The sequence below is a fragment of the Planctobacterium sp. R6 genome (assembly GCF_055755215.1).
Genome location: NZ_JBVTQY010000003.1, coordinates 111775 through 131162, shown reverse-complemented (window position 1 = coordinate 131162; position 19388 = coordinate 111775). Strand labels below are relative to the sequence as shown.

Below are 19388 nucleotides of genomic sequence, written 5' to 3'. Positions count from 1 at the left end.
GCGAAGTACAGAGAGCAGATAAGAACCACTTTATGCATATTCAATATGAAATTAACGAAAACGTTAAGCCGGAAGATTTTCGCCAATTACTGCATGACTCTACGCTGGCGGAACGCCGTCCGGTGGAAGATTATGCCTGCCTGAAAGGGATGCTGGAAAACAGCAATCTGATCATCAGCGCCTGGCATGAGCAAAAACTGGTTGGTATTGCCCGCTCTGTAACTGATTTTCACTATTGTTGTTATTTGTCGGATTTAGCGGTGCACAAATCATTTCAGGGTGAAGGCATAGGGCTGAAGTTGCAACAGTTGACGCAGCAACGCCTGGGACCCAAATGCAAAATCATTCTGCTGGCCGCACCAGCGGCCAAAGACTATTACCAGCACATAGGTTATCAACACAACGAACGCTGCTGGGTACTGGATAGGGAGCAGCGTTTAGGGGCTGACTAAACGCTGATGTGCTCCAGTTTGTACTGCAGGATGGGGCGGTACAGGTCGACACATTCTTCCCCGATTTTTATCAGGGCTTCAGCCTTGTCAAAATCCATAATGCCGTAGTCCGACAGCTTTGGTTGGATCACCAGATCCGGGGGATCGCCCGCCAATTGTGAGCGGGTGATGCGATCCTGCATAATATCGATACACCCCGACATCACAGCGAATACATCGGGGGTACGGGCTTTTACCTGTTTGCGTTCTTTCAGTTGCTGCAGGTAGTTTTTGCCCGACAACAACAGTTTGTCAAAGTGATTTCTGTCCGAACCCGGCTTGGCCACGTAATCCAGCGGTTTTTCCGGTTCGCTGGGCAACTCTTCGGCTTCGGCCTGAGGGAGTACTTTTTCCTGATTTTTCGCTCCCAGATTGGACTTGTCTGAATTTAAATCTACCGCTATTACAAAATCCGCGCCCATGGCTTTACACAGTGAAACGGGTACCGGATTAACCGTGGCACCATCGACCATCCAGCGCCCCTCATATTCGTACGGCGCCAGGATACCCGGAATGGCGCAGGAGCAGCGCAGGGCATGTTTTAGCGAACCCTGAGTTAACCAGGTTTCCCGTCCGGTAAATAAGTCAGTCGCTACCGCGCCAAAAGGCAAGTTTAAATCCTCGAAGTTTACGTCGCCGATGGTTTCTGTAACCTTTTCGAAAACCTTTTCGCCACTGATCAGGCCGCCCTGACCAAGACCCCAGTCCAGCAGGCTAAATACCTGCCAGTTATCCAGACTTTTAACCCATTCCTGCAGCTCTGCCAGCTTTCCGCTGGCCAGTGCTGCGCCAACCAGTGCGCCAATGGAACTGCCGGTTACAATGTGAGGCTCAAAACCAATTTCTTTCAGGCGGTTGATTATGCCGATATGTGCCCAGCCTCTGGCTGCACCACTACCTAAAACTAAGCCTAACTTCATTGCACTACTCCCGATTTAACACTACTCATCATTGCGGTTTTTGTGGCGATTTTAAAGGTTTTTTTACGAAATTTTGTTGTACCCGGACCCGCTTTGACGCAGTATGTAGCCTGCTTTTATTAGGTCCATTTAGCTTGAGGATTAACGATGAAAAAACAAGCACTTATTTCGCTATTTATGTTGTTGGCTCTGGCCTCCTGCAGCAAAAATGATGAAACTGCAGCGACCAGGGAAACTCCCGTAACCACTGAACAGCCGTTGCTCAAAAAAGCGGCGCCTGACGGTATAAAAGTAGGTAAGGATTATCACTCCCTGGCCAACCCCGAAGAGATCAAAGTCTCGCATATTTCACTGGATTTAACCGTCGACTTTGAACGCAAAGTACTGGCCGGTACCGCTGAGCTGGAAATCACACGGGTTAATCCGGAAAAGAAACGATTAATTTTAGATACCCGCGATCTCACCATATTGTCAGTGACTGCAGATGGCAAAGACGTGCCCTATATCCTGATGGAACCCGATCCTCATCTGGGTACCGGGTTATTGATCACCGTCCCGAAAAAAGCCCGGAAGATTACCGTAGCTTATGAAACCTCACCAGACGCCTCAGGCGTGCAATGGTTAACGCCGCAGCAAACCGCCGGTAAACAACAGCCATTTTTGTTCACCCAGGCACAGGCGATTCATGCGCGTAGCTTTATTCCGTTACAGGACACGCCCAAAGCCAGAGTGACCTACGATGCAATTATTCGCACCCCCAAAGAGTTGTTGGCTGTTATGAGTGCTGCCAATGATCCGAATACTGAAAGGGACGGCGTGTATGAATTCACTATGCCGCAACCTATCCCCTCTTATCTGATAGCACTGGCGGTGGGTGATTTACAGTTTAAAGCCATGGGAGAGCGCACCGGCGTTTATGCCGAGGCCAGTTGGCTGGAGCGTGCGGCAAACGAGTTTGAAGACACCGAAAACATGCTGATAGAGACGGAAAAACGCTATGGCGACTATAGCTGGGGGCGATATGACCTGCTGATCCTGCCTCCGTCTTTCCCGTTTGGTGGCATGGAAAATCCCAGATTGTCATTCATTACCCCGACGGTGATTGCAGGTGATAAATCCCTGGTGGCGCTGATTGCCCATGAGTTAGCCCATTCCTGGTCGGGTAATACCATTACCAATGCCACCTGGCGGGACCTCTGGTTAAATGAAGGTTTTACCACCTATCTAACCTACCGCATTATGGAATTTATATACGGCACTGACCGCTACAACATGGAACTGGTGTTAGGCGCGCAGGATTTAGCCGCTGACATCGCCAGTTTACCGGAGAAAGATCAAATTTTAGCTATCGACTTACGCGGTCGTGATGCCGATGACGTGTTTAGCAACATTCCCTATGAAAAGGGCGCTTTGTTCCTCAGGGAACTGGAGACTAAAATCGGCCGTGAGAACTTTGATGCTTTTCTGCTGGGCTATTTCGAACACTTTGCTTTCCAGAGCATCACCACAGAGCAGTTTATTGATTATCTGGATGACACTCTGTTAGCTCAGTATCCGCAGGAACTCAATAAAGAGCGTATTCTGCAATGGATTTTCCAGCCTGGTATTCCAGAAGGCGCACCCGGTGCCAGCTCTGATGCCTTTGCCATTGTGGATGAAGCCCGCGATGCCTGGTTGCAGGGCGAGTTGAGAGCCGGAGACATCGACACCAAAAACTGGAACTACCATCAGTGGAAGTATTTTGTAGATAAGCTGCCCGCTATGAGCATAGAACAAATGTCGGAACTGGATGCGGCGTTCAATTTTACCGGCCATCAGAACAACGAAATCGCCCACAGTTGGTTGCTGCACGCGATCAACAACGATTACAAAGTGGCCTGGGACAGATTATACGATTACCTCACCAGCATCGGGCGCAATAAGTTGGTAAAGCCCCTTTACAAAGCCTTGGCAGAAACACCGGAAGGTAAAGCCTTTGCGAAAAAGGCCTTTGATGTGGCCAAAGCGGGCTACCACCCGCTCACCGTAAAAGCCAACGAAGCTTACGTGCAGTAAGTTTCAGGAAATAATTTCAGGGGCGGAGTTGCTGAAACGCTTTCAGGCACTCTGACCCCTTGAGATTATGCCCCTTTGAAATGACTACCCCTTGATATCAGGTGTTTCTCATGTGGTGAGCTAGTTGCGTGATGGGTTGGCGGATGGCTTCCCGCACCTGGTCGTCACTGACTACCTCTTTTAGCGCTTTGTTGAAGCAGTACAACCATTGTTCAATCATTTGCTCTGTGACGGCAAATGGCAGATGTCTGGCGCGTAGTCGCGGATGACCATATTGAGACTCGTACAGTGGCGGTCCACCCAGCCAGCCGGTTAAATATTCAAAAAATTTCTGCCGAAGCTTATCCATTGGCTTAGGGTGCAATGCCAGTAACTCGGCTGCGACGGGATCTGACTCCATAATATCGTAAAACCGGTTTGCAAGTTGCCGTGTGCCCTGTTCTCCGCCTATGGCTTGATAAGCGCTGACTGGCTTTTTTTTGAATAATTTGTTGAGCAAATTTAAGCTCCTGAGGCTGAAACTGGCGGCATTATAGCGCCGAATTAAACTGACGCGGAAATAAACACGGGATGGGCACTGTCAGAGTTTGGGGTATTTGGGTTGTCTGCAGAACGTAACTTAACTGACAGGCAATCCCAAAGATGACCAGTCGTAAAGGGTTTCCACCGCAGGAGTATCGGGAAAATCCCGGTAAAACTGGGCAATGGCCTGGCGTTCATGGGCGTAAAGGGTATTCCGCGACGGTTCAGTGATCACTGTTTCTGAAGGTTTGCAGATGATGTCGATGTGAGGACTAAAATGTCGAAGCCATAAAAAGCCTCGCTGGATGTGGAAATCAGAAGTCACCAGGTACACTTTTTTGACGTTAAACAGGCGTATCGCCTGAGCGCAGAGTTTACCGTCTTCGTAGGTATTTCGACTGGCGGCATAAGGCAGAAACTGTGTAGCCGGGGCACCTTGTTGCTGCATCCAGCGTTGCACATGGCTGGCGTGAGCGCAGGGGTGCTGATTGAACTTTTCTCCCCAACCACCGGTACACAGGATGGGAGTGTTAAATTGCTGTGCAATTCGCAGAGCCTGTTTGGCTCGTTGTTGCATAACAGGCAGTAGCTCACCCTGGGCGGTGTTTTTGTAACCTAATACCAGGGTGATAACATCGCTCTGAAAATGGTGCAATTCAGGTTGATGCTGGGTCATTGCCATTAATTCGCAGGGTGAGTTTTGGCCATTGTGTTAACCAGGCTTTGGCGGTAACACGGTCTTTAAACAGTGACAGAGGGCGTTTGTCATTCCAGGTGATACAGGCGTCAAATAACAATGCCAGACCCCAGGGAGCCACAAACTCAGGCTGCTGATTTTTATTCAGTCGCACCGCAATGGCGGTTTCTTTTTCCGGCCAGTTGGACATCGCCTCAGCACATCCTGAATAGGGAGCGTGGCCGTGTTTTTTATGCATTCTGGCCTGATTTTTTACATCCCACTCCATCTGCACAAACTGCTTTTGTAAATGCATTTTCGCCTGACTCTCACTGAAACTGTGGTCAGTATCAAAATAAATAATGTCAATATCATTAAGGGCTGAAAAACTTTTTTGATGCAACCGATCCCAAACCAGGTTGCGCAAGAACCCCGCAGCAATATAAGCCTGTGGTAGCGCTAATTCCCGCACAGCCTCAAGCACCTGCATTCTGAATTTGTCCTGCAATAGCCACCGGCTGATTGTCTCCTGCGCTTCAGTTTCCGTCATACTCTATGCGGTGCTTTTGAGTAGTGCATTCACCAGTGCGAAACTGGCCGACAGAGAACACAAGGTCAACAGAATCGGCCTGAAACTGTTATCTACAAAGCGCTGCAGGTGTTTGCCCGTCCAGAAACCCAGTAACGCAAAAGGCACCATAGTGAGGCTGATTAGCCAGGTAGTTGTCGTCATCAGGCCGGTAACCTGATAACCCACCAGACTGATCACACAACTGTAGACAAAGAAGATCGATAAATTTGCCCTAATGGTTCTGGCATCACCGTGTTGCATTACCAGCGCCATGGGTGGACCGCCAATGCTGGTGGTGGTACCTGCCACACCCGATACAAAACCCGCAATCCCCAAATTTTTGGCATTGGCGGGAAAGGGTTTCAACCACAGGGATACAACCACAGTCAGTAACACCATAGTGGCTACCGTAATTTGCAGTGTCGCGACAGACATTACTATTAATAACCAGGTACCCAATACCGTACCTGGGATCCGGCTGATAAACGGTGCTGTCATAGTACGCCATTGAATGGCGTTTCTCTGTTGCCAGGCATTACTGGCACTGACAACCAGCGCGGTTACGGTCAGAATGTAAGGCACCCATTGGGGTTGCATGACCACCAGTATAGGTGCCGCAACAATGGCCATGCCAAAGCCAATAGCGGCCTGAACAACACAACCTAAAAACAGTGCCAGCGCACAAATCAGCCAGATGTAATCGAATTCCAGGGGCATAAGTTATTCTTTAGAAGGGAAGCGGAGAATGCATTGATCTTACGCTTTTTCAGTTACATTATGGATACCTGTCTCAAAATTTTTTCGTTTATGTTAAACACTCAGGCCGAAGATTTAGCCATCTCAGCAGCATTGCCAACCCCGGCGGAGTTTAACGCGCTGCGAGAAATGATTGGCTGGCGTTGCATGACAGAAGTGCAAACACAAAGCTCGCTGGATCAGTCTCTGTTTGCCATCAGCGTTCGCCATCAACATCGCCTGGTGGGCTTTGCCCGCGTTATAGGTGACGGTGTTATGTATTTTTATGTTCAGGATGTGATGGTGCACCCTGGTTTTCAAAATCAGGGTATAGGGCAGCGAATGATGCAGCAAATAGAAAGCTGGCTGGACAAAAACACACAACCAGGTAGCACTGTCGGTTTACTATCCGCAGAGGGCAAAGAGGGCTTTTATCAACCTTTTGGTTATCAGTGCCGACCTGCCAAAGGGATCGGCGCTGGTATGTCGCGATTTGTATCTTCAGGCAGGCGGAACAAACCATGAATGACTCAATAAGTAACCGGTTTAATGGTTTGGTACTGGCTGGTGGACGCTCGTCCCGTATGGGCCAGGATAAAGCGCAGTTAACTCTCCCCGGAAGAATCACTTTGCTGGAACATGCCCGACAGCAGTTGTTGTCCGCTGGTGCAGGTGAGGTTTACCTCAACCACAGTTCGGTGTCCGGAGCACAGAAACTGGTCGAACCCTTCCCGGATCGTGGGCCGTTATCGGGTATTCACGCCGCGTTGTGCAATAACAGCCATTTACCACTGTTGATCCTGCCGGTGGATATGCCCCTGATGACGCCTGTATATCTTCGGCAACTGGTGCAATACGGCCAGCAAAAACAACATAGTTGTTATTTTCATGAACAATGCCTGCCTTTATTTGTATTCCAAAGTGACCAGGCGAAGCAGTTAATCTCTGCATGGTTAAGTGCTGACGAATCGCCTTCAATATGGCGGCTCCTACAGGCTTTGCAGGCTGTACCGCAGAATATAGAGGATGCCAATGCCTGTAAAAATGCCAATGATCCTGAGCAATGGCGCGAGTGTTTAAAATCGCTTGGCGCAAACTGATGGGCTGACCTGTGACAGCTTTTTTGCTCCATATTGGTGCATTTGATGTCAAAGTCAGGGTGGCGGTCTATTGCTAACCTTATGATATCTATTGAAAAAACTATCTGGCGTGGGAGTTGCTAATAATCACCTTAGTGCAATTAACCCGTAGCAAGTACCCATTTTTCCATGGCTCAAGACGATCATTCACAACCTCTATGTGTGTTGCTTATTGATGACGACCCACAGCGGGCAACGGAGCTCTCTGCTGCGCTGGACAAGTCCCGTTATCAGGTCAAACACATGCTCGGTGCTGAGGTATCCTTGTTAAAGCAGGTGGATACCCTGCAACCGGATGTCATTATCATTGATATCGAATCCCCCAGTCGGGATATCCTGGATTCATTACATACTCTGAATAGTTTTAATCCTAAGCCCATTGTGATGTTTTCCGAGCAGGAAGATACCAACACCATTAACCAGTCGGTACACAGTGGTGTCAGTGCTTATGTGGCACGAGATGTCAGTACGACAAGGGTACGGGCCATTATGGATGCAGCGGTGGCGCGTTTTCAGCAAATGCAGTCGTTGCGCAATCAATTGCAGGAAACCCAACAGGAATTAGCATCCCGAAAAATCATCGAAAAAGCCAAAGGCTTGTTAATGGAGAATCGTAATTTGAGTGAGAAAGAGGCCTACCAGGTTATACGCAAAATGGCCATGGACAATGGTTTACGTATGGACCAGGTCGCGAAAAACATGATTGATATCATTACGACGTTGTCGGTATAAGGCGGGGATATGTTCACACCAGAAAAAACAGATATCAGCATTGGTTTTATGCCGTTAAGCGATTGTGCCCCCCTGGTGGTGGCAGAAAAACTGGGATTTTTTCAACAAAATAATCTCAATGTGCAGTTAGTCAGACAAAATTCCTGGGCAACCCTGCGGGACAAACTCCTGGCCGGTTATCTGGATATGGCGCAAATGCTGGCACCTATGCCGCTGGCTATGCATCTTGGTTTGGGGAGCAGCGCTCAGGACATGACAGTACCGATGATCCTGAGTTACAACGGCAACGGGATCACCTTGTCCAATGCCTTATTTGCTGAAGTACAGCAAGCCGGAGATGAGAGTGCGGCGCAATTGTTATCGGAACCTCTGAGCGCCCAACGGCTTAGCATTATCGCCAAAGAACGGCGTAGTAAGGGGCAGAAAAAACTCTGTTTCGCGGCCGTTTTCCCATACAGCTGTCATTACTATCAACTGGTTTCCTGGTTGCAGCAGGGCGGATTATCCGCTGACGATGTGGATATTCGCATTATCCCGCCTTCGGGGATGGTGCAGGCCTTAGCAGAAAATGAAATTGACGGATTTTGTGTGGGTAGTCCCTGGAATGCGGCGGCAGTCAGGGCGGGCATAGGGGCAACGGTAATCGCATCCTGTGAAATATGGCACAACACACCGGAAAAAGTACTGGGGCTTACCAGAGCATGGCAGGCACAGCATCCGCAAACCCTTTTCGCGGTGATTGATGCACTGAAAAAGGCCTGTCAGTGGTTAGCTACGAAACCTAATCGCTTTGAAGCCGCCCGTTGGTTGGCTGAACCCGAATACGTAGGTAGCAGTCTGGACAGTGTAGCACCGGCATTGCTGGACAGCTGTCTGACCACCGAGGGCGTGGATTGCCGTGAGATCAAGGGCCACACCTTGTTTCAGGTGCCGCAAAAACTCAATCAACCCACACCGGAACAAGGAATATGGTTATTGCAGCAAATGCAGCGTAGCCAGCATTTACCCAGGGATACGGATCTGCACCAGGTGATCCGTCAGGTGTATACCACCGAACGTTATGATGATGCACCGAGGTAGTGCCCAAATGCACTAAAAGGATCTCTGAATAACGCGGCTGAATGAATCGCAAAAATGTAAGTACTTGAAATATAACAGTTATAAATTTTGGCATTAAGAATGCAAAGCTAAAGTCAGAGTGATAAGAATAATAACAATCCACTCCTAAAATATCGCAAACAGCTATTCCAGGTGTGAATCGCTGTTTGCCAGGCAAAGTAGCCCGCAGAACGAATTTCTTTGAGAAATTCGCGCTGTGGGTTTTTTTTTGGCTAAAAAAAGAGGACACGAGATGTTAAGCACACATTGGATAAAGAAATTTAAACGCTCGATATGCGTTGCAATGTCTTCCGTAACATTGCTGTCGACTGCGGTTTTTGCAGATGGGGATTGGCCGGAAAAAGAAGAGTTGAAGTTTGGCTTTATCAAATTGACCGATATGGCACCGCTGGCCATTGCCTATGAAAAGGGTTATTTCGAAGATGAAGGTCTTTACGTTACCCTGGAAGCGCAGGCCAACTGGAAAGTGTTACTGGACCGGGTGATAGACGGTCAGCTGGACGGTGCGCATATGCTGGCCGGTCAGCCGTTAGGTGCCACCATTGGTTTTGGTACCCAGTCTCATATAGTGACGGCCTTCAGCATGGATCTCAATGGCAACGGTATTACGGTGTCTAACGATATCTGGGCGCAGATGAAGCAGCACATTCCCCATGAGAATGGCAAACCTGTTCACCCCATTAAAGCCGATGCCCTGAAACCTGTGGTGGATTCTTATATTGCCAAAGGTAAACCTTTCAATATGGGCATGGTATTTCCGGTATCTACTCACAATTACGAGCTGAGATACTGGCTGGCAGCCGGCAATATCCATCCGGGTTTTTACGCGCCACACAAAGGCGACATCAGTGGTCAGATCGATGCTCAGGCGTTGTTGTCAGTTACTCCACCACCGCAAATGCCCGCCACGATGGAAGCCGGCACCATTTATGGTTACTGCGTTGGCGAACCCTGGAACCAGCAGGCGGTATTTAAAGGTATCGGCGTACCGGTGATCACCGATTATCAAATCTGGAAAGACAACCCGGAAAAAGTGTTTGGCGTCAGTAAAGAATGGGCTGAACAAAACCCCAATACCCATAAGCGTGTGGTAAAAGCGTTGATCCGTGCCGCAATGTGGCTGGATGAAAACAACAACGCCAACCGTCCTGAAGCGGTAAAAATACTGGCGAAACCGCAATACGTAGGCGCTGATGCCGACGTCATTGCCAACAGTATGACCGGCACCTTTGAATTTGAGAAAGGCGACAAGCGCGAGATCCCGGATTTCAATGTGTTCTTCCGCTATCACGCGACTTACCCCTATTACTCAGATGCCATCTGGTATCTCACGCAAATGCGCCGCTGGGGCCAGATCAGTGAGCAAAAACCGGATCAGTGGTACTTCGATATCGCCGAGCAGGTCTATCGTCCTGACATTTATGAAGCCGCGGCCAAAGATCTGATCAAGGAAGGATATGCCACACCGGCAGGATTCCCGGACTTTGCAACCGAAGATGGTTTCCGCGACCCGCAAACTCACTTTATCGACAACATTACATACGACGGTAAAGCGCCCAATGCCTACCTACAGAAGTTTGCCATTGGCCTGAAAGCGGACGACAAAATTTGACCCCGACTTCGTGTCTCGAAAAAGAGCATGTGGTTGTTTTTGGACCTTAAGTACAGGGAAGTACATTTTTTACAGAACTATTGAGAACGACTAGTAACCCGGACAGATATGGATTCTGTTTTTTGATTAACCCGTAAACTTACACCCCGGAGTATTGTCATGAACCGAACTGCAGCATTGCAAAAAGTGACATTCCTGAAATTACCTGCGCCACTGGCCAATAGTGCCTGGCTGGCCGCTTTAAGAAGCGCGATGTTGCCGTTGATCGGCCTGACCTTGTTTCTGGTTTTCTGGAACATCGCCGCTAAAAATATTGATACCTCACTGGGCCAGTTTCCCGGCCCGGTGCAGGTTTACCAACAGAGCGTGAATCTCTGGCAAGAGCATCAGGCCGAACAGCAAAAAGCGGAAGCCTTTTATGAGCGCCAGGAAGAACGCAACGCCCGGCGTGTCGCGGCAGACCCTGATTATCAGCCCAAAATCAGACCTTATACCGGTGCCCCGACTTTTTTCGAGCAAATCTGGACCAGCTTATACACTGTGTCTGTGGGCTTTTTTATCGCTTCGTTGGTAGCGGTTCCGGTGGGTATCTTATGCGGTTTAAGTAAATCCGCTTATGCCGCCATCAACCCGTTAATTCAGCTGTTTAAACCGGTATCACCACTGGCCTGGTTGCCGCTGGTGACGATGGTGGTGAGCGCGGTGTACGTTAGCGATGACCCGCTGTTTTCAAAGTCTTTTTTAACCTCCGCTTTCACGGTCGCCCTGTGCTGTTTGTGGCCCACCCTGATCAACACCGCGGTAGGTGTATCGGGTATTCCTGGTGATCTGGTAAACGTCAGCAAAGTGTTGCGTCTGAACGCCTTGTCGCATGTCGTGAAAATTGTTTTACCTGCTTCTATTCCTATGATTTTTACCGGTTTACGCCTGTCTCTGGGCATTGGCTGGATGGTGTTGATTGCCGCAGAAATGCTGGCGCAAAACCCGGGCCTTGGCAAGTTCGTCTGGGATGAGTTCCAGAACGGCAGCTCTGATTCATTAGCCCGCATTATGGTGGCTGTGCTGGTTATCGGGGCTATCGGCTTTTTCCTGGATCGACTGATGCTGATGTTGCAGCGCAAGGTCAGCTGGGACAAGTCCATCAATCTGAGATAACACCTGGTAGCGCGGTAGCCAGAACAAACAAACGCTGCTGCCTGCAAAATTTAACGCTAAACAGCGGAGCAAAATCATGAGAAAGCATTTAGAACTAACCCAGGTGGGCATCGAGTTTCCAACGCCTAAGGGGCCATTTGTGGCACTGCAGGATGTCAACCTGACCATCGCCAAAGGCGAATTTATCTCCCTCATCGGTCATTCCGGTTGTGGTAAATCCACGGTACTGAATATCGTGGCGGGCCTGTATCAGGCCACCACAGGTGGTGCAATTTTAGAAGGCAAAGAAGTCAATGAACCCGGCCCAGAAAGAGCAGTAGTGTTCCAGAATCACTCCTTATTGCCCTGGTTGACGGCTTATCAAAATGTGGAGCTGGCGGTAAAACAAACCTGCAAGCACATGGATAAGGCGCAAAAGCACGAGTGGATTTTACACAATCTGGAATTGGTGCATATGACTCATGCTAAAGACAAACTTCCCGGCGAAATCTCCGGTGGTATGAAGCAGCGTGTGGGTATTGCCCGCGCCCTGTCAATGGAGCCGCAGGTGTTGTTGATGGATGAACCTTTCGGTGCCCTGGATGCACTGACACGGGCCCACTTGCAGGATTCCTTGATGGAGATCCACGCCGAATTAGGCAATACCGTGATCATGATCACCCATGATGTGGATGAAGCGGTGCTGCTCTCAGATCGCATCGTCATGATGACCAACGGCCCGGAAGCCACAATCGGTGAGATTCTGGATATTTCATTAGAGCGGCCACGCAACCGTATCGAGTTAGCGGATGACAAACAATACAACCACTATCGCCATGAAGTGCTGAGCTTCCTGTATGAAAAACAACGCAAGGTTGAGCCTGTGGCAGTGAAAAAGTCGCAACAGCAAGCCGCAGCAAAGCCCGATGCGGCCTGATTGGGGGAGAACAGTATGACTAAGCAAATGACAACAGCACAACCGCGCATTGTCGTGGTGGGTAACGGCATGGTGGGCCATCATTTTGTTGAACAAATGGTGGAGGCATTGCCACAAGCACATATCATTGTGTTAAGCGGTGAACCACGACTGGCTTATGATCGGGTGCATTTATCCGAATATTTCACTGGTAAAACGGCCGCTGAGCTGGCTTTAACCGATGAAGCCCGTTATCAGTCTCTGGGAGTGGAATTCCACGTTAACGCCAAAGTGGTGGATATCAATAATTCGGAAAAAACCGTGACCACCGAAAGCGGTGCTACCTACAGCTGGGACAAATTAGTGCTGGCCACCGGCTCTTTTCCTTTTGTACCGCCCATTCCCGGTCACGACCAGGAACACTGCCTGGTGTATCGCACCATCGAAGATCTGGAGGCCATCCAGCATTCTGCCAGTCAGAGCAAAGTTGGCGTCGTGGTGGGCGGTGGTCTGTTGGGCCTTGAAGCGGCTAACGCGCTAAAACAAGCCGGCCTGGAAACCCATGTGGTGGAGTTCGCTCCGCAACTGATGGGGGTGCAACTGGACGAAGGTGGCGGCGCGCTGCTCAAGCGCAAAATTGAAGAGTTGGGCGTGCAGGTGCACACCAGCAAAGCCACAGAAATTATCGAAGCAGGCGACAACAATCGCTATCAACTGCGCTTTAAAGACGGAGAAGTACTGGGTACAGACATGGTGTTGTTCTCTGCTGGTATTCGCCCGCAGGATGCACTGGCCAGAGAATTTGATATCGAAATTGGTCCGCGCGGCGGTATTGTGGTGAACAACCAGTGTCAGACTTCAGCACAAGACATTTACGCCATCGGCGAATGTGCGCTGTGGAATAATTTTATTTTTGGTTTAGTGGCACCCGGTTATCAAATGGCTCGGGTAGCAGCAAGTCATATCGCAGGAGGCGATTTGGCGTTTACTGGTGCAGATATGAGTACCAAACTTAAACTCCTGGGTGTGGAGGTTGGGTCTATTGGCGACGCTCATGCCAGAACACCGGGTGCCCTTACCTACATATTTGAAAATCAGCCGAAGCAGGTTTACAAGAAAATCGTGGTGGATGCCAAACAGGAACTGCTGTTGGGTGCCGTGCTGGTGGGTGATACCGGCGAATACGATACCTTGTTGCAGTTTGCGCTGAACGGCATGACATTACCGGAAAATCCGGAATCCCTGATTTTACCTGCCTCTGACGGTGCTGCTCCGGCTATTGGCGCAGGCGCTTTGCCGGATACCGCGACGGTGTGTTCCTGTCACAACGTGTCTAAAGGCGACATTATTTCGGCGATGGACGGCGGTGCTTGCGATTTGGGCAGTGTTAAAAGTTGCACCAAAGCCAGCACTGGCTGTGGTGGCTGTACTGCCTTGCTGAAAACCGTCGTAGAAACCGAGCTGGAAGCGCGCGGTGTGGAAGTGAAAAAAGACATCTGCGAACACTTTGCTTACAGCCGCCAGGAGCTGTACCACATGATTCGGGTAGAGCAAATTCACTCCTTCGATGAATTACTGGACAAACATGGCTCCGGCCATGGCTGTGACGTGTGCAAACCCACGGTGGCTTCAATCCTCGCCACTGCCTGGAATGACTATGTGCTGAAGAAGCCCCACATTGGTTTGCAGGATACTAATGATCGCTACCTGGGCAACATGCAAAAAGATGGCACCTATTCCGTGGTGCCGCGTATCGCCGGTGGTGAAGTGACCCCCGATAAATTGATTGTGCTGGGTGAAGTGGCCAAAGAATACAACCTGTACTGCAAAATCACCGGGGGGCAACGCATCGATTTATTTGGTGCCCGACTGGAAGAGTTACCGGCCATCTGGCGCAAGCTCATTGATGCCGGATTTGAAACCGGTCACGCCTATGGCAAATCCTTGCGTACCGTTAAATCCTGTGTGGGCAGCACCTGGTGTCGCTATGGCGTGCAGGATAGCGTGGGCACCGCCATCAATATTGAAGATCGCTATAAAGGTTTGCGCTCACCGCACAAAATCAAAATGGCGGTCTCCGGTTGTACCCGTGAGTGCGCCGAAGCACAGAGTAAAGACGTGGGTGTCATCGCCACTGAAAATGGCTGGAACCTCTACGTCTGTGGTAATGGCGGAATGAAACCTCGTCATGCCGACCTGTTTGCTACCGACCTGGATACCGAAACCCTGGTGAAGTACATCGACCGCTTTTTAATGTTCTACTGTAAAACCGCAGATCGTCTGCAGCGCACGTCCGTGTGGTTAGAGAATCTGGAAGGTGGCCTGGAGTATCTCAAGCAGGTAGTGATTGAAGACAGCCTTGGCATCGCTGAGGAACTGGAAGCACAAATGGCCGCAGTAGTGGGCACTTACCAGTGTGAGTGGAAAACCACGGTGGAAGATCCCGAAGCCCTGAAACGCTTCCGTCAGTTTGTGAACAGCCCGGAACAGGATGAAAACGTCGTGTTTGTGCAGGAGCGTACCCAAATTCGCCCGGCCACCAGTGAGGAAAAACAAGCCTACTGGTCACAACAGAAAATCGCGGTGCTGGATGCCACGCATTCCGAAACGGCACCTCACACCGAACCGGCTTAACAGGAGCAAGATCATGAACTGGCAACCCGTATGTCAACTGGATGATTTGATTGATAACGCTGGCGTGTGCGCCAAACTGAATCAACTACAAATCGCGCTGTTTAAATTTATTGTGCAGGGCGAAGCGCAATACTTCGCTACCGGAAACTGGGATCCCATTGGCGAGGCCAATGTCATGAGCCGGGGCATTCTCGGCTCTGTGCAGGACGAGCTGGTGGTGGCATCACCACTGTATAAGCAGCATTATTCGCTGACCTCAGGCAAATGTCTGGAAGATGATTCCAGATCAATCCCGGTGTATCCGGTGCGCCTGGTGGGTGAACAACTGGAAATCCAGGCCTGAACTCAGGCCTAAAGTGAGTAACAGCAATGAACCTACCGGCCAATAACAAACATATGCTGGAGGCGTTTCCCAGCCTTCGACGCACGACTTGCCCCTATTGTGGTGTAGGTTGTGGCGTTGATGCCAAAATGGCTTTTGCGACGGATGATGCCGGTAAAATGTGCAGTCAGCTGGTGGCTGTCAGCGGTACACCCGAGCATCCGGCCAATCACGGTCGTCTGTGTGTTAAAGGCAGCAAATTGGTGGAGAGTAACGGTCCGGATAATCGTCTGCTGCAACCGCAGATCAATGGCCAGGCCAGTGACTGGCAAACGGCCATCAGTAAGGTCGCCACAGGGTTCAGTGATATTATTGCCAAACACGGCCCTGACGCCGTGGCGTTTTACGTTTCAGGGCAATTGCTGACCGAAGATTATTACGTTGCCAATAAGCTGATGAAAGGCTATATCGGCAGCGCCAACATAGATACCAATTCCCGACTGTGTATGTCTTCGGCCGTGGCCGGATACAAGCGGGCGTTTGGTGCGGATGCTGTACCCTGCTGCTACGAAGATTTGGAACAAACCCAATTGCTGGTGTTTGTGGGCAGCAACGCCGCCTGGACACACCCGGTGTTGTATCAACGTATAGAGCGGGCGAAACAACTGAACCCCGCCATCAAGGTGGTGGTGATTGATCCCCGAAAAACCGCCACCTGTGATCTGGCGGATTTACATCTGGCCATCAAGCCAGGCTCCGATGCCGCTATTTTCAACGGCTTGCTGAATTACCTTAATCGTCATGATGCTTTGGATAAGCAGTATATTCAGCGCCATACCGAAGGTTTTGAAACCTGCCTGGAAGCGGCCGCCAAATGGTGTGTTGAATGTGTCAGTGAATTTGCTGATGTTCCGGTGAATCAGCTGCGTCAGTTTTACCAACTGTATATGCAAACCCGTCGCAGCGTGACTTTTTATTCCATGGGGGTGAATCAGTCCTCCAGCGGAGTAGATAAATCCAATGCTATTATTAATTGCCATCTGGCTACCGGAAAAATAGGTAAAACCGGATGTGGCCCTTTTTCTATTACCGGACAACCCAATGCGATGGGGGGACGGGAAGTGGGCGGTCTGGCCAACATGCTGGCAGCCCATATGGATATCGACAATACCGCCCATCGCGAGTTGGTAAAGAGCTTCTGGCAATCCCCTACCATTGCCAACAAGCCGGGCTTAAAAGCGGTGGATCTGTTTCAGCAAATCAAACAGGGTAAGGTGAAAGCCGTTTGGATCATGGCCACCAATCCGGTGGTGAGTATGCCGGACAAAGATGCCGTGGCAGAAGCACTGCAAGCCTGTGAACTGGTGGTGGTTTCCGATTGCGTGGCCAGCAACGATACCCTGGCCTTTGCTGATGTTTGTCTGCCCGCCAGCGGCTGGTCAGAGAAAAACGGCACGGTAACCAATTCTGAACGGCGTATCTCCCGTCAACGAGGGCTGTTGCCACCGGCTGGTGAGGCCCGACACGACTGGCAAATCATCTGTGATGTGGCCAAACACATGGGCTATGCCGGTTTCGATTTTCAGAACAGTTGCGATATTTTTAACGAACATATCGCCTTGTCCGGGTTTGAAAACCAGGGGCGCAGAGATTTTGATTTATCGGGGCTGGGTCATCTGAGCCTGAGTCAGTACGATAACCTGGCACCCATACAATGGCCAGTTACAGCGGATAAACCCCAAGGTACCCAGCGCCTGTTCAGTGATGGTCGATTTTATACCGCTTCGGGTAAAGCACAGTTTGTGGCTATTACGCCGAGGTTGCCGGAGCAACAAACCAATGATGCCTTCCCGTTTGTGTTGAATACCGGGCGTATCCGCGATCAGTGGCACACCATGACCCGCACCGGCAAGGTGGCTGAACTGAACCAACATACCGAAAAGCCTGCCATTCATCTGCATCCGGCGGATGCCCATCGTCTCAGTATTGCTGACGGAGACCTGGTGAAAATCACTGCGCGGCATCGTCAAGGCGCGTCTGACACGGAATTTTGTCTGATGACGGCGGTACTGGACAAACAGCAGCGGCGCAAAGACGTGTTTGTGCCGATGCACTGGAATCGCGAATACGCCTCACACGCCAACATCAATCGCCTGGTGGCACCGGTGGCAGACCCTATTTCCGGTCAGCCAGAATTGAAAGCCGCGGCGGTAGCCATTGAACCCTGGTCAGTACAGCGATGGGCGACCCTGGTGACCCGCCAGCCCCTGACCACAGAGAAACTGTCGGGGACATCGGGCTTTTGGTTAAAGCAGGTGTTACAGCAAGGGTTCTGTTACCAGTTTGCATTCGATAAATTCGATGAAGATACGCTTCAATGGTTAAAAACATTGATTCACGTGGAACATAGCCTGATCCGGCTGGAGCAACCCGGGTTGTCAGGCTGGATGGCCAGTGCAACAAAGGCAGAATCTGAATCTCAGACATTGACTGCCATGCTCTGGTGTTCACAACAGCCTTTGCAGAACAATCTGGCCTGGTTTAACCATTTACTGGCATCTGATGATTTACCCGAAGACGACATTGTCAGCACACTGAAACATCAGGCATCGCTGGCGTTTCAGCAGGGAAAACTGGTGTGTAGTTGTTTCCAGGTGCGAGAGAAAACCATTCAACAAGCCATAGCTGACGGAGTTACTTCTGTAGCCGGGCTGGGTGAAAAACTGCAGTGTGGTACTAATTGCGGCTCCTGCAAGTCGGAATTAGGCAGCATGATCAAACAATTCGCTGACAATTCACGGTCAGAGGATGCCGAATATCATTTGGCTCAGGAGGTCTTATGAACCTGACTACTTCTATAAATAATCTGTTCGGACTGCTGAATTTCAGACGGTCCGGCCCGGCACAAACTTTCAAAGGCTTTTTTGACCTGTATTTTAAAAAGTACAGCGACAATCAGCGAGTTACAGGTGGTCGCGGCGAAGTCTTTATTGTCGGCGCAGGTCCCGGCGATCCGGAATTATTAACCTTAAAAGCCCATCGTTTAATTCAAAGCGCCGATGTGGTGCTGTTTGACTGGTTGGTGTCAGAGGATTTATTACGCCTGATACCGGCGTCGGCTACCCGACAGTTTGTGGGTAAGCGCTGTGGTCAACATTCTTTTGAGCAGCAAACCATCTGCAATCTGATGGTGGAGCACGCCCGTCTGGGACGCAAAGTGGTACGCCTGAAAGGCGGTGATCCTTCTGTTTTTGGCCGAGTCAGTGAGGAGTGCGACGCGCTGCAAAATGCCAATATTCCTTATGCCATCGTGCCCGGAATTACTGCGGCCTCCGGTATGGCGGCGTATTCTGGTATGCCACTGACCGACCGTCGTTATGCCCAAAGCGTGCGTTTTATCACTGCCACCTTGAAAAATCCAGAGGATGAACCCGACTGGTCAGGCATGGTGACGCAATCCGGTAAGTCGCAGGACACCCTGGTGTTTTATATGGGGCTGAAGCGCATTGGTACTATCGCTCAGCGCTTAATATCCCACGGTATGAAAGCGGATATGCCCTGCGCAGTGGTGGATCAGGCCACGCAACAACAGCAACAGATTATCACCGGAAATCTGCGCAATATCGCCGATTTAGTGGCCGCAAAGGTGATTGAAGGACCGGCTTTATTGGTGGTGGGCGAAGTGACTCAGCAACCCTGGTCGGTGGATTTGGCTTTGCTGCACAAGGAGCACATTACCTTTTAACAACACGCTACGGTTTAACTATTAACGCAAAATTTGTTCCCAACAAAACACCCATGTTTGCCGAC

At 50.2% G+C, this 19388-nt stretch carries 18 protein-coding genes; 13 read left to right on the top strand and 5 right to left on the bottom strand.

Annotated features, from left to right (window positions below):
• The first annotated feature begins 32 nt into the window (after nucleotides 1-32).
• Complete coding sequence (locus AC0J20_RS03465; protein WP_473020621.1) at nucleotides 33-452, top strand: GNAT family N-acetyltransferase; 420 nt, start codon at nucleotides 33-35, stop codon at nucleotides 450-452.
• On the opposite strand, the gene rssA is transcribed toward AC0J20_RS03465, so the two are convergent.
• Nucleotides 449-1411, bottom strand: coding sequence for a patatin-like phospholipase RssA (gene rssA, locus AC0J20_RS03460; RefSeq protein WP_229530364.1), 963 nt, complete (start codon nucleotides 1409-1411; stop codon nucleotides 449-451). The two genes, AC0J20_RS03465 and rssA, sit on opposite strands and share 4 nt — an antisense overlap.
• A gap of 147 nt (nucleotides 1412-1558) precedes the next feature.
• Here rssA and AC0J20_RS03455 point away from each other — a divergent pair, with 147 nt between their 5' ends.
• Nucleotides 1559-3466 carry a M1 family metallopeptidase gene (locus tag AC0J20_RS03455; RefSeq protein WP_473020620.1) on the top strand — a complete coding sequence of 636 codons (1908 nt, stop codon included), beginning with the start codon at nucleotides 1559-1561 and terminating at the stop codon, nucleotides 3464-3466.
• Between the two features lie 97 nt (nucleotides 3467-3563).
• Here AC0J20_RS03455 and AC0J20_RS03450 read toward each other — a convergent pair whose 3' ends face one another.
• The 4 genes from AC0J20_RS03450 to AC0J20_RS03435 all read right to left on the bottom strand — a co-directional run bounded on the left by AC0J20_RS03450 (nucleotide 3564) and on the right by AC0J20_RS03435 (nucleotide 5952).
• On the bottom strand, nucleotides 3564-3965 hold the full coding sequence (locus AC0J20_RS03450; RefSeq protein ID WP_473020619.1) for a group II truncated hemoglobin: 402 nt from the start codon (nucleotides 3963-3965) through the stop codon (nucleotides 3564-3566).
• 120 nt (nucleotides 3966-4085) lie between these two features.
• A complete protein-coding gene (locus AC0J20_RS03445) occupies nucleotides 4086-4664 on the bottom strand; it encodes a YdcF family protein (RefSeq protein ID WP_473020618.1) in 579 nt (192 codons plus the stop codon).
• On the bottom strand, nucleotides 4645-5214 hold the full coding sequence (locus AC0J20_RS03440; protein WP_473020617.1) for a nucleotidyltransferase family protein: 570 nt from the start codon (nucleotides 5212-5214) through the stop codon (nucleotides 4645-4647). Before AC0J20_RS03440 ends, AC0J20_RS03445 begins: the two co-directional genes overlap by 20 nt.
• Before the next feature lie 3 nt (nucleotides 5215-5217).
• Nucleotides 5218-5952 carry a sulfite exporter TauE/SafE family protein gene (locus AC0J20_RS03435; protein WP_473020616.1) on the bottom strand — a complete coding sequence of 245 codons (735 nt, stop codon included), beginning with the start codon at nucleotides 5950-5952 and terminating at the stop codon, nucleotides 5218-5220.
• Nucleotides 5953-5985: 33 nt separating this feature from the next.
• Between AC0J20_RS03435 and AC0J20_RS03430 the strand changes: the two genes are divergently transcribed.
• The 11 genes from AC0J20_RS03430 (at nucleotide 5986) to cobA (ending at nucleotide 19323) form a co-directional block, all read left to right on the top strand.
• Nucleotides 5986-6495, top strand: coding sequence for a GNAT family N-acetyltransferase (locus AC0J20_RS03430; RefSeq protein ID WP_473020615.1), 510 nt, complete (start codon nucleotides 5986-5988; stop codon nucleotides 6493-6495).
• On the top strand, nucleotides 6492-7070 hold the full coding sequence (gene mobA / locus AC0J20_RS03425) for a molybdenum cofactor guanylyltransferase (protein ID WP_473020613.1): 579 nt from the start codon (nucleotides 6492-6494) through the stop codon (nucleotides 7068-7070). The genes AC0J20_RS03430 and mobA overlap by 4 nt, the downstream gene beginning before the upstream one ends.
• 168 nt (nucleotides 7071-7238) lie before the next feature.
• A complete protein-coding gene (locus AC0J20_RS03420; RefSeq protein ID WP_229530356.1) occupies nucleotides 7239-7841 on the top strand; it encodes an ANTAR domain-containing response regulator in 603 nt (200 codons plus the stop codon).
• 9 nt (nucleotides 7842-7850) lie between these two features.
• Nucleotides 7851-8921, top strand: a complete 1071-nt coding sequence (locus AC0J20_RS03415; protein ID WP_473020612.1) for a CmpA/NrtA family ABC transporter substrate-binding protein — start codon at nucleotides 7851-7853, stop codon at nucleotides 8919-8921.
• 322 nt (nucleotides 8922-9243) lie between these two features.
• Nucleotides 9244-10572, top strand: a complete 1329-nt coding sequence (locus tag AC0J20_RS03410) for a CmpA/NrtA family ABC transporter substrate-binding protein (RefSeq protein ID WP_473020611.1) — start codon at nucleotides 9244-9246, stop codon at nucleotides 10570-10572.
• Nucleotides 10573-10824: 252 nt separating this feature from the next.
• The gene (locus tag AC0J20_RS03405) at nucleotides 10825-11727 is read left to right on the top strand and encodes an ABC transporter permease (protein WP_229530491.1); all 903 of its coding nucleotides are present in this window, start codon (nucleotides 10825-10827) and stop codon (nucleotides 11725-11727) included.
• 76 nt (nucleotides 11728-11803) lie between these two features.
• A complete protein-coding gene (locus AC0J20_RS03400) occupies nucleotides 11804-12643 on the top strand; it encodes an ABC transporter ATP-binding protein (protein ID WP_473020610.1) in 840 nt (279 codons plus the stop codon).
• 27 nt (nucleotides 12644-12670) lie between these two features.
• Nucleotides 12671-15256 carry a nitrite reductase large subunit NirB gene (gene nirB / locus AC0J20_RS03395; protein WP_473020693.1) on the top strand — a complete coding sequence of 862 codons (2586 nt, stop codon included), beginning with the start codon at nucleotides 12671-12673 and terminating at the stop codon, nucleotides 15254-15256.
• A 13-nt stretch (nucleotides 15257-15269) separates the two neighbouring features.
• The gene (gene nirD / locus AC0J20_RS03390) at nucleotides 15270-15599 is read left to right on the top strand and encodes a nitrite reductase small subunit NirD (RefSeq protein WP_229530352.1); all 330 of its coding nucleotides are present in this window, start codon (nucleotides 15270-15272) and stop codon (nucleotides 15597-15599) included.
• A gap of 26 nt (nucleotides 15600-15625) precedes the next feature.
• A complete protein-coding gene (locus AC0J20_RS03385; RefSeq protein ID WP_473020609.1) occupies nucleotides 15626-18421 on the top strand; it encodes a nitrate reductase in 2796 nt (931 codons plus the stop codon).
• Nucleotides 18418-19323: a uroporphyrinogen-III C-methyltransferase gene (gene cobA / locus AC0J20_RS03380; protein WP_473020608.1), complete on the top strand. Its 906-nt coding sequence runs from the start codon at nucleotides 18418-18420 to the stop codon at nucleotides 19321-19323. The genes AC0J20_RS03385 and cobA overlap by 4 nt, the downstream gene beginning before the upstream one ends.
• Nucleotides 19324-19388: the final 65 nt, after the last annotated feature.

What these genes read in the sequence shown, in the direction of transcription:
- AC0J20_RS03400 (WP_473020610.1), top strand. Translation starts at nt 11,804, where the DNA reads ATGAGAAAGCATTTAGAACTAACCCAGGTGGGCATCGAGTTTCCAACG.
- AC0J20_RS03410 (WP_473020611.1), top strand. Translation starts at nt 9,244, where the DNA reads ATGTCTTCCGTAACATTGCTGTCGACTGCGGTTTTTGCAGATGGGGAT.
- AC0J20_RS03455 (WP_473020620.1), top strand. Translation starts at nt 1,559, where the DNA reads ATGAAAAAACAAGCACTTATTTCGCTATTTATGTTGTTGGCTCTGGCC.
- AC0J20_RS03435 (WP_473020616.1), bottom strand. Translation starts at nt 5,952, where the DNA reads ATGCCCCTGGAATTCGATTACATCTGGCTGATTTGTGCGCTGGCACTG.
- AC0J20_RS03405 (WP_229530491.1), top strand. Translation starts at nt 10,825, where the DNA reads ATGTTGCCGTTGATCGGCCTGACCTTGTTTCTGGTTTTCTGGAACATC.
- AC0J20_RS03415 (WP_473020612.1), top strand. Translation starts at nt 7,851, where the DNA reads ATGTTCACACCAGAAAAAACAGATATCAGCATTGGTTTTATGCCGTTA.
- AC0J20_RS03440 (WP_473020617.1), bottom strand. Translation starts at nt 5,214, where the DNA reads ATGACGGAAACTGAAGCGCAGGAGACAATCAGCCGGTGGCTATTGCAG.
- nirD (WP_229530352.1), top strand. Translation starts at nt 15,270, where the DNA reads ATGAACTGGCAACCCGTATGTCAACTGGATGATTTGATTGATAACGCT.
- cobA (WP_473020608.1), top strand. Translation starts at nt 18,418, where the DNA reads ATGAACCTGACTACTTCTATAAATAATCTGTTCGGACTGCTGAATTTC.
- AC0J20_RS03445 (WP_473020618.1), bottom strand. Translation starts at nt 4,664, where the DNA reads ATGACCCAGCATCAACCTGAATTGCACCATTTTCAGAGCGATGTTATC.
- AC0J20_RS03420 (WP_229530356.1), top strand. Translation starts at nt 7,239, where the DNA reads ATGGCTCAAGACGATCATTCACAACCTCTATGTGTGTTGCTTATTGAT.
- AC0J20_RS03465 (WP_473020621.1), top strand. Translation starts at nt 33, where the DNA reads ATGCATATTCAATATGAAATTAACGAAAACGTTAAGCCGGAAGATTTT.
- AC0J20_RS03385 (WP_473020609.1), top strand. Translation starts at nt 15,626, where the DNA reads ATGAACCTACCGGCCAATAACAAACATATGCTGGAGGCGTTTCCCAGC.
- mobA (WP_473020613.1), top strand. Translation starts at nt 6,492, where the DNA reads ATGAATGACTCAATAAGTAACCGGTTTAATGGTTTGGTACTGGCTGGT.
- nirB (WP_473020693.1), top strand. Translation starts at nt 12,671, where the DNA reads ATGACAACAGCACAACCGCGCATTGTCGTGGTGGGTAACGGCATGGTG.
- rssA (WP_229530364.1), bottom strand. Translation starts at nt 1,411, where the DNA reads ATGAAGTTAGGCTTAGTTTTAGGTAGTGGTGCAGCCAGAGGCTGGGCA.